Below are 14045 nucleotides of genomic sequence, written 5' to 3' on the forward strand. Positions count from 1 at the left end.
TGCGTGGAGCGGCGACGGTCGCTCCACTTTTTTTGCTGTCTACGCAAAAAAGAGAACGTCGTTCCCGCGCAGGCGCACTGCTGTCCGGAATAATTTTGTTGACATGGTCATGCGAATAGGCGTGACTGAATGTGCGCGAGGTTTCTCTCCCGTCGCCGTCGTTCTCGGTAATGGGAGGCCTCAGTTTTTACACGCTGGAATAGCGTTGCCCGGATCAGCGTGAGGCATTCCCAGAGGCTAGTCTTGAGTGCGTGGCGCTGCTTGTACAGTGCTACCAGCAAGTAGCTGATCAGTGCCGTGAGCACTTGGATACGGACTGCGTTTTCGGTCCGTCCCAGGAACTTTTTGATCTTCAGATGCTGCTTGATCCATTTAAAGAAGAGCTCAATGCTCCAGCGTTCCTTGTAGCGTTGGGCAATCTCGGGCGCTGTGCTCTCCAGGTCGTTCGTGGCCAGTACCAGCGGCGTTGCTTTCCCCGGGCGTGCGATGGTGACGCAGCGCAGTGGCTTGATGTACGGATTGGCACGGCCGCCGGGATTGCGGTGCTTTAGCCGGACGATCTGATCTTGGAGCACAACACCGTTTGCCTCGGCCGGAATTGGCCGTTCGCTTTCGATACGCAAACCGGCGTTGCGTTTGAAGCGTGTGACGAAGTGCGATCCGGCCTGGTCGATGCTGTGCCACCAGCGGAAGTCGGTGTAGCCCTTGTCGAAGACGTACAGGGCGTTCTTCTTCAATGGCACCAAGCGCGCCAGTTCGACGTCATTGACGTTGGCAGCGCTAAAGCTGTACCAGTTGGGGATCTCGGTCGCGGTATCCAGCAGTACATGCAGCTTGATGCCTTGGGTATTGCGGGTCCGGTTCTCCCGCGTCCAACGGTCGAATTCACGTCCTTTGAGAGTGAGCGAGGTCGAATCCAGCAGATACATCAGTTCCTGGGTATCGCGGCGTAGTTGACGCGACACCTGTCCCATAAGCCACATGGCGGCATCGCTGAACACCACGTCGGAGCGCAGCCTGTTCGCATCAGCCACGGTGGATCGCTTGATGCAATCAGTGCCGAGATGGTAGTGATGGTTGCGGTGGCTGTTAAAGCCCGTCTCCAGCGACCGCAACCCCGGCGCCTCGCTTAGCTGCGCGTAGATCATCGCCACCACATGGTCCCAATGACGAAATCCCTTGCAGTATTTGTCCGCGTTGCGACGCTCGACCAGGCGGTCGAACGTCGATCGTGGCAAGCCCTTCATTAATTCTTGAAAGCTGGTTATGCTAAACATGGTTGCAGGTTGGTTTTTGAGTTTGGCGACTAGGGGTATACGCCCCTTAACCAATACCTGCAACCCCTCCTGCAATAGTCAAGCAAATTATCCCGGACAGCAGTGCGCGCAGGCGCGAACGACGTTCTCTCTTGGGTCTCTTTTAACCGTCGATCAGTTCCGGATTCCAGGCATGCACCGTCTGCCGCTGCTCGCCCAGACCATCGATCCCCAGGCGCATCTGGTCGCCCGGCTTGAGGTAGACCGGTTCCGGCTTCTGCCCCAAGCCGACGCCCGGCGGCGTGCCCGTGCTGATCACGTCGCCCGGATTCAAGGTCATGAAACGGCTGATGTAGCTGACCAGGTGCGCAACGCCGAACACCATCGTGCGCGTGTTGCCGGCCTGGAAGCGCTTGCCGTTCACCTCCAGCCACATGTCGAGGTTCTGCGGATCGGGCACTTCGTCGGCGGTGACCAGATAAGGTCCGACCGGGCCGAAGGTATCGCAGCCCTTGCCCTTGTCCCACTGGCCGCCGCGCTCGAGCTGGTATTCGCGTTCGGACAGGTCGTTGACCACGCAGTAGCCGGCCACGTAATCGAGCGCGTCCTCGATCTCGACGTAGCGCGCGCGGGCGCCGATCACGACCCCGAGCTCCACTTCCCAGTCGCTCTTGACCGAACCGCGCGGCAGCACCACCGGGTCATTGCAGCCGATGATGGAACTGGTGGCCTTGGTGAACAGCACCGGCTCGGCCGGAACTGCCATGCCCGATTCCGCCGCGTGGTCCGAATAATTCAGGCCGACGCAAATCAGCTTGCCGATATCGGCGACGATCGGCGCCATGCGCACCGGCTCGGCCACCGCCGGCAGCTGTTTCGGGTCGAGCTCCGCGAGGCGCGCCAGCGTGGCCTTGCCCAAGGTGGCCGAAGTCAGGTCGGGCAGAAAGCCGGACAGATCGCGCAGCACGCCGTCCTGGTCGCGCAAGCCTGGTTTCTCATTGCCCTTGGGGCCGAATCGCAGCAGTTTCATGGTTTCCTTTTCAATTCGATTTGGTAAAAGCGGCAGGCGTTAAGCCCAAACACGGCCGCGCGCGCGTCATGGTCAAGATGGTCAAGCATGGCCTCGCAGGCGGCCAGCCAGCGGCCGTAATCGGCGGCCAGGTTCAGCACTGGCCAATCGCTGCCCCACATCAGCCGTTCGGGTCCGAACCAGTCCAGCAGGCCGGCGACGCAAGGCTGGAGGTCGTCCAATTGCCAGTGCGGCGCCGCCTCGGTTACAAGACCCGACAACTTGCAGGCCACGTTGGGAAGCTGCGCCAGCGCCTGCATGTCGCGGCCCCACTGTTCGATCTGGCCGGAGGCAAGGTCCGGCTTGGCGGCATGGTCGATCACGATCGCCAGCTCGGTGAAGCGTCGTGCGAAGTGCAGCAGCGCGGGCAGCTGGCCCGGGCGCACCAGCGCGTCAAAACTCAGGCCATAGGCGATCATCGCCCGCACCGCCGGTTCCAGCGCGGGGTCGAGCAGCCAGGTGCCATCCGGCAGATCCTGCAGCATCGGACGCAGGCCGCGCATCTTGGGCCTGGCCGCCAGCGCGGCGATCCGCTGCGGCGCGGCGGGCGCCTTGAGGTCAGTCCAGCCGACCACCGCGCCGATGAACTCGTGTTGGTCGGCCAGGTCGAGCAAGGCCAGCGTGTCGGCATCGTCGGGCAGCGACTGCACCAGCACACAGCTTTCGATGCCATGGGCCTGCAGCAGCGGCGCCAGGTCGGCCGGGCCGAAATCACGGTACAGCGCGGCCAGCGCGGGCGGCGGCCAGTCGCGCCCCGGATCGTCGAGGCGCCAGAAATGCTGGTGAGCGTCGACCTTCATGCCCTGCTCCTCAGGCGGCCTTCAAGGGAAAGCAGCCCGGTCCCGCCGGCTCGAACTGCTTGTAGGTGAGGATGAATTCCTGGTGGCCGAGGTCTTCCGAACGGCTCGCTTCACCGTTCGCGACTTTCACCACCAGGTCGACGATCTCCTGCCCGACTTGCTCCAGCGTAGCCTCGCCCGTCAGCACGCGGCCGGCGTTGACGTCCATGTCCTCGGCCAGGCGCTCGTAGGTATCGGGATTGGCGCACACCTTGATCACCGGCGAAATCGCCGAACCGACCACCGATCCGCGCCCGGTGGTGAACAGCGTCAGGTGGGCGCCGCAGGCGATGAGTTCGACGATCTCGGCGTTGTCCGAGATGTTCGGGAAGCCGAAGCGCGGCTCGCCGTCCGGCACCACATCCAGCAGGTACAGGCCGGGGCCCCAGGTCCGGTCGCCGGGCTTGATGATGCCGCTGATCGGCGAGGCCCCGCTCTTGGCATAAGCGCCCAGCGACTTCTCCTCCTGTGTGGTGAGGCCGCCATCCGCGTTCCCGGGCGCGAAGCTGCCGTGACCCATGATTGTGTAGTAGCGCGCCGCCTTTTCCACGCACTTGACGATCTCGTCGCCCAGTTCGGGCGTCAGCGCGCGCCGCTTCATGTGGAACTCGCAGCCCACCAGTTCACCAGTCTCTTCGAAGATGCAGGCGCTGCCCGACTCGATCAAACTGTCGAAGGCCAGCCCGACGGCCGGGTTGGCGGTGATGCCGCTGGTGCTGTCCGAGCCGCCGCAGATGGTGGCGACCACCAGTTCGTCGAGGCCCATCGGCACCTTCTCCTGGGCCGCGAGCATGTCCAGCGCCCAGCTCACCCACTCCACGCCGCTGGAGACGCTGGTGCGCGTGCCGCGATTTTGCTGGATGGTGATGGTGTGCACCGGACGCCCGCTGGCCGCGACGGTATCGTGCAGGCTGTTGCGGTTGAAGCCTTCGCAGCCCAGCGAGACGACCAGCACCGCGCCCACGTTCGGATGGGTCGCCAGCTGCTTCATCATCGTGTCGGCGTAGGCGTTCGGATAACAGCCGGGGAAGCCGATCAGGTGCACCGGCTGGCCGGCGAAGGCATTCACCACCAGCCGCGCCACGTGGTGCGCGCATTCGACCGTGTAGGCGACGGCGACGACATTGCGAATGCCCTTGCGGCCGTCCGCGCGCGGATAACCGGAAAGGACCGGGACTTGGCTTGTCGATGGACTCATGATGAAGGGCCGTCTCCAATGAAATGCTGGCCATCGCCGGCCAGGGTGTAGGTGGGCATATAGTCGCTAGCCAGGTTATGCGTGTGGATGTGCGCCCCCGCGGCCACCGGCGCCGTGATGGTGCCGATCGGCGCGCCGTAACGCAGCACCCGGTCGCCAGGGACGAGCGCGTGGCGCGCCACCTTGTGGCCGAGCTGGACCGCCTCGGGCAGGACGACGGGCACGCCATCGATCTCGACGAGCAGGCCCGCCGGCAGCTGCGTGCGGGCGATCATGCAGTTATCTTCGGGCGACATGAGCAGGAGGCGGCCGGCCGCAGCCGCCGCGCTTTCATTAGACATGGGTGAGTCCTTGCTGGGTTGAACGTGGACCAGGCCCGCTCACCCCTGCCGCAACGACGGGGGCTAGTGCGCGCTCTGGTGCTGCGCTGCGTCCGGACTGCGGTTGAGCACTGCGTCGAGCATCGTGCTGCGGGCCGAATCCAGGTGTTTGTTCATCGCGGCCTGGGCGGCCGCGCGGTCGCGCTTGGCCAGGGCGCGCAACAGGGCCAGGTGCTCCAGCACCGCCTGTTCGATGCGTGGCTTCTCCAATTCCTTGTCCCACTGGTAGTGGTAGTGGAACACCAGCGACACCACGTCGTTCAGGCTGAACGCGAAGCGATTGTTCAACAGCCCGATCAGGAAGGTGTGCAGCTCGCGGTCGAGCGCTGGGAATTGTTCGTAGTTGTCCGGCAGGCCCGCCTTGAGCTGCTCGTGGCGCGCGACCAATTCGGTCACCTGGTCGAAGGCCGGATGCCCCGGCGGCAGGCTGAGCAGCTGCTCCACCGCGGCCATTTCGAACATGCGCCGCACCTGCTCCAGCTCCATCGCAAAGGTGCGGTCGAAGGCGCACAGGCGCCATCCGCCCTGCGGCTTCTTCTCGATCAGCCCGAAGCGCGAAAAGCCGATCAGGAATTCGCGCACGCTGATCGTGCTGGCGCCCGCGGCCCGCGCCAGTTCGGCTTCGGAGAAGGCGGCGCCCGGCGGCAGGTCGTTGCGGTAGATGCGCTCCATCAGCACTTCCTGGATGCGCACGGCGCCCGACTGCAGCTCGGTCTCCTCGAAATAATCGTCGTCCTGCGGCTTGCGCAGCAGGCGCCGGTCGTCCAGGCCGGCGATCAGGCCGCGGTTGTGCAGGTAGGCCAGCGCACTGCGCACCGCCGTGCGGCTGCCCTGGGTCAGCTCGGCCATCCGGCTCTCCGACGGCAGCAAGTCGCCCACCGCGACGCTGGCATCGAGGTAGTTCAACAGGGCGTTGGTGCTGCGCTTGAAGATGAGGGGCGGTTTCGCCATGGCTTGAGTGCGCCGTCCGTTGTACGGCACTTGATACGAATGCAAACATTATACCGGCGGTCGTGCGCGAAAAACCTCGTCCGCCCTTGCCCATCCAGCCCGCAACCGCGCCCGCCCATCGCGCGGCAGCACGCCGCCGTCCGCGTGACGGGGCCGCGCGATACCGCATTGCTGCTGGATGGTGGGAGCTAAACATCAGATTCCTAAAGAGAAGTGGATTGATCGTATCTGATATATAAAAGACCGTCAATGCCGTGAATGGCTCCAAACCCACACTGATCGACAACGTGATCAAAAAATGAATGAAAGTACAGAATATATAGAGTACCATTCCTGCGTTGAAGAGAAATTTATAAGCTGTACAACCAGGAGACCCTTCAATGAGCAAGTCCCGCCACCGGTTCGCCTTTGCGATGATCGCCACACTGTTCTTCATGTGGGGATTCGTGCATAACCTGGATCCGATCCTGATCCCGCACCTGAAGCGTTCGTTCAGCCTGTCGGTCCTGCAGTCCTCGCTGGTCGATTCGGCCGTGTTCATCGCCTACTTCGTGATGGCGCTGCCGGCCGGCTTCCTGATCCGCAGGATCGGCTACAAGCACACGATCGTCGCCGGCCTGCTGATGTTCGCCACCGGCGCCCTGCTGTTCATCCCGGCCGCCAATACCCAGCAATATATCTTCTTCCTGGGCGCGCTCTTCATCATCGCCTGCGGGCTGGCGACGCTGGAAACCGCCGCGAATCCCTACGCCGTTTTGCTGGGCGCGCCCGAGCGCGCGGCACGCCGCTTGAACCTGGCGCAGGCCTTCAATGGCATGGCGGCCACCCTGGCGCCCATCATCGGCGCGCGCCTGATCCTGGTGCACGGCGCCAGCGACGCCGAACTGCAGGCGATGCCCGCCGCGGCGCGCCAGGTCGCGCTGGCCGCGGAAGCGTCCAGCGTCAAGACGCCCTATCTCGTGCTGGGCCTCACCATCCTGGTCATCGCCGCGATCTTCCGAAAACTGGAACTGCCCACGCCCGCCGCACAAGAACCGGACGGCGGCGCCGCGCGCCCGACCATCGCCAGCGCATGGCGGCGCGGCCCGATCCGGCGCGCGGTGATCGCCCAGTTCTTCTACGTCGGCGCCCAGGTCTGCGTCTTCAGCTTCTTCATCCTGTACGCCTCGCGCGCGGCAGGCATCTCGCACGTCGCCGCCGCCGACTATCTCGGCTGGGGCTGCGGCGCCGCCTTCATGGCCGGGCGCTTCGCCGGCACCTGGTTCATGCGCTTCATCGAACCGGCCCGCCTGCTGCTGCTCTACGCGCTCGCCACCAGCACCCTGTCGCTGGTAGCGATGCTCGGCCACGGCATGCCGACCGTGTTCGCGGTGATCGGCATCGCGTTCTTCATGTCGATCATGTTCCCGACTATTTTCTCGCTCGGGATCCAGGATGCGGGAGCGGATACCGAGATGGGCAGCAGCCTGCTGGTCATGTCCATCGTCGGCGGCGCGCTCCTGCCGCCGCTGTTCGGCGCGCTCAGCGACTGGAGCGGTAACATCCAGATCGGCTACGCCGTGCCGCTGCTCTGCTTCCTGGTCATCGGCTGGTTCGCCCGCGGCGCACTGCGCCACGCGGCCCTGCCCGTGCCCTCCACCATCCACCCACAAGGGAGTACCGCTCAACATGTTTGCGCTGAATGAAAAAACAGCCCTGATCACCGGCGCCGGCAGCGGCATCGGCCGCGCGATGGCAATCCTGTTCGCCCAACAGGGCGCGTTCGTGCACGTCCTCGACGTCAGCGAATCGGCAGCGGCAGGCGTCGTGGAAGATATCCGGGCCGGCGGCGGACACGCCCGCGCCCATGCCTGCAATGTCGCCGACTACGACGAAGTGATGGCTACATTCGACCGCATCGGCGCCATCGACATCCTGGTCAACAACGCCGGCATCGCCCACATCGGCAAGGCGGACACCACCAGCGAAGCCGACTTCGACCGCGTCATGAGCGTAAACGTGAAGGGCGTGTACCACTGCCTGCACGCCGCCATCCCGCAGCTGCGCAAGAACGGCGGCGGCGTGATCATCAACATGGCCTCGGTCGCGGCCTGGGTCGGCATTGCGGACCGCTTCGCCTACTCCACCGCCAAGGGTGCGGTGATGGCGATGACCCTGTCGGTCGCCAAGGACTACATCAAGGATGGCATTCGCTGCAATTCGATCTCGCCGGGCCGCGTGCACACGCCCTTCGTCGACGGCTTCCTGGCGAAGAACTATCCGGGACAGGAAAGCGAGATGTTCGAGAAGCTGGCCAAGACCCAGCCGATCGGCCGCATGGCCAAGCCCGAGGAAGTCGCCGCGCTGGCGCTCTACCTGTGCAGCGAGCAGGCGTCCTTCATCACCGGCACCGATTTCCCGATCGACGGTGGCTTCATCACCCTGAACAGCTGACGCGCGAGGCTTCTGCATGGATCTTCAACTGAAGGACAAGGTCGTGGTCGTGACCGGCGGCGCGAAAGGCATCGGCGAAGGCATCAGCCGGGCGTTGGCTGCGGAAGGCGCGATCCCCGTGATCGTCGGCCGCAACCAGGCCGACAACGAAGCGGCGGTGGCCGCGATCGAAGCTGCCGGCGGACGTGCGGCCGGCGTGGTGGCGGAACTCAGCCGGCCGGAAGACTGCGAAACGGCGGTGGCCGAAGTGCTGCGGCGCTACGGCCGCGTGGATGGCCTGGTCAACAACGCCGGCGTCAACGATGGCGTCAGCCTGGCGCGCGGGACCTACCGGCAGTTCGTCGACAGCCTGCACAAGAACCTGATCCACTACTACCTGATGGCCCAGCACTGCCTGCCCGCCCTCAAGCAAAGCGGCGGCAGCATCGTGAACATCGGCAGCAAGACGGCCGATACCGGCCAGGGCGGCACCTCGGCCTATGCCGCAGCGAACGGCGGACGTAATGCGCTGACGCGCGAATGGGCGGTGGAGCTGCTCGAATTCGGCATCCGCGTCAACGCCGTGATCGTGGCCGAATGCTATACGCCGCTGTACCAGCAGTGGATCCAGGGTTTCGACAAGCCGGAAGAGGCATTGCAGCACATCTGCGAGCGCATCCCGCTGGGGCGCCGCATGACCAAGGCGGAGGAAATCGCCGACACCGTCGCTTTCCTGCTCAGCCCACGTTCCAGCCATACGACCGGGCAGCTGATCCATGTGGATGGAGGGTACGTGCACCTCGACCGGGCGCTGTGAGACGGCATGCGACAAATGGCACTGGCGCAACCATAAAACTGTCGCTATAATAGCGGGCTCATCGGGTCGTTAGCTCAGTTGGTAGAGCAGCGGACTTTTAATCCGTTGGTCGCAGGTTCGAGCCCCGCACGGCCTACCAGATACAAGCAGGAAGCCCACGAATTTCGGTTCGTGGGCTTTTTGCTTTCTGGTCCCTCTCTGGTCGCTTTGAAAGGCGGCCGGCCGTTTCCGCCCCTCGGCCTTTCCATATTGCCGCGTTCGCATCGGTCAATCCTCAGCCAAGTGCCCGCCCTCTCCTTCCCAATTCTCGACTTCGTAAGGCTCGTCGAAGCCCGGCGGCCGGTACGTGCCGCTCTTCATCACCGCATTGTCGATTTCCTGCGGCGTAAGCAAGACCGTCGTCTTGCATGTGGTAACGCCCGAGGCATTCACTTTGAGGGCAAGCGCAGCCGCGCTGGTATTGTCGGGAAGTTCGCCGATGACGATGACGTCCCTGTCGCCCAACACGAAATAGAACGCCTCGACCCGCCCGCCGAGCGACGCGAACAGCTCGTCAACCGCCTCGCGCCGGCGCGTACCGCCTTCCTTCATCAGGCCGTTGATACCCTTGCTGAGATAGCTTGCTTCCACCAGATATTTAGCCATGACAATTCCTCGTCTGGATACCTGCTATTGAAGCGTTTCCGGGCACACGGCGGGTTCGACTTTCGCGGCGCCATATACGCACGCTTACCAAATCATGATAGTTCTTCCGAGGGCGGATTACTATCCTGCGCAGGTAAAAGGGCAGGCAAGGAGCCGGACCGGCGCCCTGGCGGTGCGCCGAGGAGGCCCAACAAATAGCATCGCCAAACGCTCCGCAAGGTATCGATTCCCGATACCTCACACCCAGCGCTTTGCGTTGCCACAAATGCATGACACCATCCTCGCCTTCTCGGCCCGCTGCCGTTTTCCGACGAGGTTCCCATGCGATTGCTCCGCCCCCTGCTACTCTGCGCGCTCCTGGCCGTGCTGGCCGGCTGCGCGTCCATGTTCAGCCACCACGGCGCGCGCCAGACCGGCAGCATCGTCGACTACCTCTACCCGAACGCCAGCGACGCCCCGGCGATGCAACCGATGGTGACGCAGTTGCGGCCGCCCGTCCGCGTCGGCATCGCATTCGTCCCCGACGCCGGCCATACCGACCTGCCGGAAGCCGAGAAGACGCGCCTGCTGGAGCGCGTGCGCGACGCGTTCTCGCAGTACCAGTACATCGGCCATATCGAAATCATCCCGAGCGGCTACCTGCGCCCGCGCGGCGGTTTCGACAACCTGGACATGGTCGCGCGCATGTTCAACGTCGAGGTGATGGCGCTGGTCTCCTACGACCAGATCCGCTTCGACGATCCGAACCGCCTCGCGGTGCTGTACTGGACCATCGTCGGCGCCTACCTGGTCAACGGCGACCAGTACGACGTGCAGACGCTGCTGGACGCCGCTGTGTTCGACGTGAAGAGCCGCAAGCTGCTGTTCCGCGCGCCCGGCACCAGCCAGGTGAAAGGAAGCGCGACGATGGCGAATTTCGGCGAACGCTCGCGCGCCGCGCAGCTCGATGGCTATCGCCTCGCGGTGGACCAGCTGATCCCGCGCCTGCAAAACGAGCTGGTCACCTTCAAGGAGCGGATCAAGTCCGATCCCGGCTACCAAGTCGTCAACAAGGATGGCTATCGCGGCGGCGGCGCATTCGGCTGGGCCGACGCGGCCATCGCCATCTGGTTGCTGATCATGGCCCGCTGGACCTTGCGCCGTGCAGGATAAGCGCGCCCCGGTAAGCCTGCTGCTGGCATTCGCCTGCATCGCGCTGGCGTTCGCCCCCGAGACCGCGCAGCGCCTGCTGGCGTACGACCGTAGCGCGATTCTCGCGGGCGAAGCGTGGCGCCTGTGGACCGGCCACCTGGTCCACTTCTCGCACATGCACGCGCTGGTCGACGGCATCGTGCTGTACGCGATGGCGAGCCTGGCGGAGCGGGAGTTCGGCAGCCGCTCGCTGGCGTGCGCACTGGCGCTGGCGGCACTCGTCATCTCGCTGGTGCTGCTGGCGTTCGTGCCCTCGCTGTTCGAGTACCGGGGCGCTTCCGCCCTCGCGGTGCTGGTAGCCGTGATGGCGGTGACCTCGGTGTGGAACGATGAACGCAGCCACGCTTTCGTCATGCTGATCGCGGCCGCCTACGTGCTCAAGACCCTGGTCGATGCGCTGTCGGCGGCGCCGTCCAGCAGCATCCTGCCCGACGGCGTCGACGTCGCGTGGCAGGCCCACGTGTGCGGGGCGATCGCGGGCGCGCTGGCGGTGCTCTTCCTCGGCAGGAAACGCGCGCTGTGAGAAAATGCATGCTTGCCTTCGCCGTCCCAAGCCATGCCGCAAACAATCGCTGCTCCCGTCGACCACGAACTGATCATCAAGAAGAGCCGCTTCATCGCGTGTGTGCAGCCGATGGCGGACCGCGCGCAGGCGCAGGCGGTGGTGGCCGGGCTGCGCGCCGGGCATCCCGGCGCCGCCCACGTGTGCTGGGCGCTGCTGGCCGGCGGCCAGTCGGCGGCGGTCGACGATGGCGAGCCAAGCGGCACCGCCGGCCGGCCGATGCTCGATGTGCTGCGCCACCAGGACCTGGAAGGCGTGCTGGCGACGGTGGTGCGCTACTTCGGCGGCGTGAAGCTGGGCGCCGGCGGCCTGGTGCGCGCTTACACGGACAGCGTCGCACAAGCTTTGCTCAAAGCCGAGAAGGTCGAGATTATCCGCCTGCGCACCCTGCGCTGCGCGGTGCCGTATGCGATGGAGGGCATGGTGCGCCGCGAGCTCGAAGCCGCCGGCGCCACGCTGCTCGGCGTGGCGCACGGCGATGACGTGGCGTTCGAATTCGCGCTGGCGGAAAGCGCAGCCAGTGCCTTCGCCGCACGCCTGGGCGAGGCCGGCCACGGCCGGCTGCGGTGGTTGGATCAGGATTGATGAGAAGGCACGAGGTGATGCTACACTCGACGGTATCCACAACAGACCACGGAGCCGCGCCATGCCCGAAGCCCCAAGCTACCCACACCTGGTTCGCGCCGACCAGGTAAAGGCCGCCGAAGGCCAGTTCTCGCATCCGTGGAATCCGAAATCGCTGCTGGTCGGCAGTCACCTGAGCAAGCTGGGCGGCTTGGCGCGCACCGGCGTGAGCCTCGCTCGCATTCCGGCCGGGCACGAATCGTTCACCTACCATTCGCACCAATGCGAAGAGGAGTGGGTGTACATCCTGTCGGGCCGCGCCGTGGCGGAGATCGACGACAAGGAATACGAAGTGGGCGCTGGCGATTTCATCGCCTTCCCCACCCCGTCTGTCGCACACCACCTGCGCAATCCGTTCAGCGAAGACCTGGTGTACCTGATGGGCGGCGAGAATCGCGATACCGACATCGCCGACTTCCCACGCCACGGCAAGCGCATGGTCAAAACGCCGGCCGGCGTGACGATCTACGACCTCGCCAACGGCAAGCCGTTCGGGCCGCTGGAGGACTGACCAAGAGCGGCGATGATGGCAGCTGCTGTCATGACGGTCGCGAATTCACCGTGCAGGCTCGCCAGCGCGGTATCGTGCATCTGCTGCGCCGTGTAATGCCGTCCGTCCGGACCGACGCGCTCGAAGGTGGCGGTGGCATCGGACACGATATAGGTGTCGAACCCGAAATTACCGGCCATGCGCGCGGTCGTCGACACGCAGTGATCGGTCGTGATACCGCAGGTGACCAGGGCCGTGATCCCTGCCGCGTGCAGGCGCTGTTCGAGATCGGTGCCGATGAAGGAACTGTTCACGTTCTTGTAGATGACCGGCTCGCCCGGCAGCGGCTCCGCCTGCGGTTTCACCCGAAACCCCGGCACATCCGGATGGAACAGGCTGCCGGCGCGCTGCGAACGGTGCTGCACGTGGTACAGCGGCTGCCTGGCGCGCCGCCATGCGGACAGCAGCATGGCGATGTTGTCCTCGGCCTGCTGGTTGTTGCGCGCGCCCCAGCTGGGGTCCTCGAAGGCCTGCTGCACATCGATCACGATCAGCGCGGCGCCTGCGGGTAACTGCTTCATCTGCTTCTCCAGTGGGTAGTGAATCGATGCCGCCATCTTCCGATCCCGGGGCCTGCAGCCCCAACCGAAATGGGGAATAATTGGCGGCTCATACATGAAGGATTTCGATGGCCGAATGAAGCTCAGCCAACTCAAGATGCTGCTCGCGGTCGCGGACGCCGGCAGCTTCAGTGCGGCCGCCCAGCAGCTCGACTGCACGCAATCGCGCATCAGCCACGGCATCGGTGAATTGGAACGCACGCTCGGCACGCGCCTGCTGGCGCGGACGCGCGACGGCTCGACGCCGACCGATGCCGGCCGCCGCGTCCTGGAGAAAGCGCGCCAGATGGTACGCCTTGAGGCGAGCCTGCTCGACGCCGTGCGCGAAGGGCATGAGCTCGCCGGGCGGGTTCGCATCGCTTGCTTTCGCAGCGTGGGCACGCACCTGCTGCCACACACGCTGGAAGCGCTCGCGCACGAATATCCCGGCATCCGCGTCGACATCGACGACGGCTGCGACGAGCGCGGCGATGTCACCCAGGCGGTCCTGCAAGGGCGCGCGCACATCGGCATCGCCCAACTGCCGGTGGAACCGGAGCTGGTGCGGCGCAGCTACCTGCACGACAGCTATGTGATGGTGCTGCCGGCCTCGCTGAAGCTGGCCGGATCGGCCGGCTGGCCGGACACGCGCAAGCTCCCCTTCCTGCAGCTGGCCTGCTCGGGCGCGCAGGCGGTGCTCGAACGCTGCCGCGCCGCCGGCTTCGCTGCGCAACCCGACCGGCTGCTTGCCAACGAGACCAGCATCGCCGCCCTGGTCGGGCGTGGCATGGGTTACTCGATCCTGCCCGAGCTGTCGGTGTTCCCCAAGGCTGACGACGTTCAGGTGCTGGCGCTGCCGATTCCCGCGAGGCGCGAGTTCGCCATCACCGGCCTGGCCGAAACGATGCGCGCCCCCGCCGTCAAGGCCGTGGTGCGCTTTTTGCGCGACAAGCGTATCGTCGCGAGAACCCGGGCTTTTCAGCGCGGGATCGTCGACTGGGGATAGCCTCGG

General features: G+C 65.0%; 16 protein-coding genes and 1 tRNA gene. 9 read left to right on the forward strand and 8 right to left on the reverse strand.

Annotated elements, in window-relative coordinates:
* Positions 1–107 precede the first annotated feature (107 nt).
* From NX778_RS09255 to NX778_RS09280, 6 genes are all read right to left on the reverse strand, one after another.
* The gene (locus tag NX778_RS09255; protein ID WP_258811436.1) at positions 108–1277 is read right to left on the reverse strand and encodes an IS4 family transposase; all 1170 of its coding nucleotides are present in this window, start codon (positions 1275–1277) and stop codon (positions 108–110) included.
* Between the two features lie 142 nt (positions 1278–1419).
* Positions 1420–2286, reverse strand: coding sequence for a fumarylacetoacetate hydrolase family protein (locus NX778_RS09260; protein WP_258811437.1), 867 nt, complete (start codon positions 2284–2286; stop codon positions 1420–1422).
* A complete protein-coding gene (locus tag NX778_RS09265) occupies positions 2283–3125 on the reverse strand; it encodes an amidohydrolase family protein (protein ID WP_258811438.1) in 843 nt (280 codons plus the stop codon). The genes NX778_RS09260 and NX778_RS09265 overlap by 4 nt, the downstream gene beginning before the upstream one ends.
* Positions 3126–3135: 10 nt before the next feature.
* On the reverse strand, positions 3136–4362 hold the full coding sequence (locus tag NX778_RS09270; RefSeq protein WP_258811439.1) for a UxaA family hydrolase: 1227 nt from the start codon (positions 4360–4362) through the stop codon (positions 3136–3138).
* Positions 4359–4703, reverse strand: a complete 345-nt coding sequence (locus NX778_RS09275) for a UxaA family hydrolase (RefSeq protein ID WP_258811440.1) — start codon at positions 4701–4703, stop codon at positions 4359–4361. Before NX778_RS09275 ends, NX778_RS09270 begins: the two co-directional genes overlap by 4 nt.
* A 63-nt stretch (positions 4704–4766) precedes the next feature.
* Positions 4767–5693 (reverse strand): GntR family transcriptional regulator, encoded by a 927-nt coding sequence (locus NX778_RS09280; RefSeq protein WP_258811441.1) that lies wholly within the window; start codon positions 5691–5693, stop codon positions 4767–4769.
* A gap of 380 nt (positions 5694–6073) precedes the next feature.
* On the opposite strand from NX778_RS09280, the gene fucP reads away from it, so the two are divergent.
* The 4 genes from fucP to NX778_RS09300 all read left to right on the forward strand — a co-directional run bounded on the left by fucP (position 6074) and on the right by NX778_RS09300 (position 9061).
* Complete coding sequence (fucP, locus tag NX778_RS09285) at positions 6074–7378, forward strand: L-fucose:H+ symporter permease (protein WP_258811442.1); 1305 nt, start codon at positions 6074–6076, stop codon at positions 7376–7378.
* A complete protein-coding gene (locus NX778_RS09290; protein WP_258811443.1) occupies positions 7362–8126 on the forward strand; it encodes an SDR family NAD(P)-dependent oxidoreductase in 765 nt (254 codons plus the stop codon). The genes fucP and NX778_RS09290 overlap by 17 nt, the downstream gene beginning before the upstream one ends.
* 16 nt (positions 8127–8142) lie before the next feature.
* Entirely contained in the window at positions 8143–8922 is a 780-nt protein-coding gene (locus NX778_RS09295; protein ID WP_258811444.1) for an L-fucose dehydrogenase, read from the forward strand.
* Between the two features lie 63 nt (positions 8923–8985).
* Positions 8986–9061 (forward strand) — tRNA-Lys (locus NX778_RS09300).
* 128 nt (positions 9062–9189) lie between these two features.
* Here NX778_RS09300 and NX778_RS09305 read toward each other — a convergent pair.
* Entirely contained in the window at positions 9190–9567 is a 378-nt protein-coding gene (locus NX778_RS09305; protein WP_258811445.1) for a GYD domain-containing protein, read from the reverse strand.
* 321 nt (positions 9568–9888) lie between these two features.
* On the opposite strand from NX778_RS09305, the gene rhlP reads away from it, so the two are divergent.
* The 4 genes from rhlP to NX778_RS09325 all read left to right on the forward strand — a co-directional run bounded on the left by rhlP (position 9889) and on the right by NX778_RS09325 (position 12455).
* Positions 9889–10719, forward strand: coding sequence for a rhombotarget lipoprotein (rhlP, locus tag NX778_RS09310; RefSeq protein WP_258811446.1), 831 nt, complete (start codon positions 9889–9891; stop codon positions 10717–10719).
* Positions 10709–11281 (forward strand): rhombosortase, encoded by a 573-nt coding sequence (rrtA, locus tag NX778_RS09315; RefSeq protein WP_258811447.1) that lies wholly within the window; start codon positions 10709–10711, stop codon positions 11279–11281. Before rhlP ends, rrtA begins: the two co-directional genes overlap by 11 nt.
* Positions 11282–11314: 33 nt before the next feature.
* Positions 11315–11905 carry an IMPACT family protein gene (locus NX778_RS09320; protein ID WP_258811448.1) on the forward strand — a complete coding sequence of 197 codons (591 nt, stop codon included), beginning with the start codon at positions 11315–11317 and terminating at the stop codon, positions 11903–11905.
* A 61-nt stretch (positions 11906–11966) separates the two neighbouring features.
* Positions 11967–12455 (forward strand): cupin domain-containing protein, encoded by a 489-nt coding sequence (locus NX778_RS09325; protein ID WP_258811449.1) that lies wholly within the window; start codon positions 11967–11969, stop codon positions 12453–12455.
* On the opposite strand, the gene NX778_RS09330 is transcribed toward NX778_RS09325, so the two are convergent.
* On the reverse strand, positions 12410–13015 hold the full coding sequence (locus NX778_RS09330) for a cysteine hydrolase family protein (RefSeq protein ID WP_258811450.1): 606 nt from the start codon (positions 13013–13015) through the stop codon (positions 12410–12412). The two genes, NX778_RS09325 and NX778_RS09330, sit on opposite strands and share 46 nt — an antisense overlap.
* 115 nt (positions 13016–13130) lie before the next feature.
* Between NX778_RS09330 and NX778_RS09335 the strand changes: the two genes are divergently transcribed.
* A complete protein-coding gene (locus NX778_RS09335; protein ID WP_258811451.1) occupies positions 13131–14039 on the forward strand; it encodes a LysR family transcriptional regulator in 909 nt (302 codons plus the stop codon).
* The last annotated feature ends 6 nt before the right edge of the window (positions 14040–14045 follow it).

Origin of the sequence: Massilia terrae (genome assembly GCF_024753145.1) — a bacterium.
GTDB classification, from domain to species: domain Bacteria; phylum Pseudomonadota; class Gammaproteobacteria; order Burkholderiales; family Burkholderiaceae_D; genus Telluria; species Telluria terrae.

Bases quoted from the DNA above. Each gene is read 5' to 3' on its own strand.
- NX778_RS09255 (WP_258811436.1), bottom strand. From the start codon at position 1,277: ATGTTTAGCATAACCAGCTTTCAAGAATTAATGAAGGGCTTGCCACGA.
- NX778_RS09260 (WP_258811437.1), bottom strand. From the start codon at position 2,286: ATGAAACTGCTGCGATTCGGCCCCAAGGGCAATGAGAAACCAGGCTTG.
- NX778_RS09265 (WP_258811438.1), bottom strand. From the start codon at position 3,125: ATGAAGGTCGACGCTCACCAGCATTTCTGGCGCCTCGACGATCCGGGG.
- NX778_RS09270 (WP_258811439.1), bottom strand. From the start codon at position 4,362: ATGAGTCCATCGACAAGCCAAGTCCCGGTCCTTTCCGGTTATCCGCGC.
- NX778_RS09275 (WP_258811440.1), bottom strand. From the start codon at position 4,703: ATGTCTAATGAAAGCGCGGCGGCTGCGGCCGGCCGCCTCCTGCTCATG.
- NX778_RS09280 (WP_258811441.1), bottom strand. From the start codon at position 5,693: ATGGCGAAACCGCCCCTCATCTTCAAGCGCAGCACCAACGCCCTGTTG.
- fucP (WP_258811442.1), top strand. From the start codon at position 6,074: ATGAGCAAGTCCCGCCACCGGTTCGCCTTTGCGATGATCGCCACACTG.
- NX778_RS09290 (WP_258811443.1), top strand. From the start codon at position 7,362: ATGTTTGCGCTGAATGAAAAAACAGCCCTGATCACCGGCGCCGGCAGC.
- NX778_RS09295 (WP_258811444.1), top strand. From the start codon at position 8,143: ATGGATCTTCAACTGAAGGACAAGGTCGTGGTCGTGACCGGCGGCGCG.
- NX778_RS09305 (WP_258811445.1), bottom strand. From the start codon at position 9,567: ATGGCTAAATATCTGGTGGAAGCAAGCTATCTCAGCAAGGGTATCAAC.
- rhlP (WP_258811446.1), top strand. From the start codon at position 9,889: ATGCGATTGCTCCGCCCCCTGCTACTCTGCGCGCTCCTGGCCGTGCTG.
- NX778_RS09320 (WP_258811448.1), top strand. From the start codon at position 11,315: ATGCCGCAAACAATCGCTGCTCCCGTCGACCACGAACTGATCATCAAG.
- NX778_RS09325 (WP_258811449.1), top strand. From the start codon at position 11,967: ATGCCCGAAGCCCCAAGCTACCCACACCTGGTTCGCGCCGACCAGGTA.
- NX778_RS09330 (WP_258811450.1), bottom strand. From the start codon at position 13,015: ATGAAGCAGTTACCCGCAGGCGCCGCGCTGATCGTGATCGATGTGCAG.
- NX778_RS09335 (WP_258811451.1), top strand. From the start codon at position 13,131: ATGAAGCTCAGCCAACTCAAGATGCTGCTCGCGGTCGCGGACGCCGGC.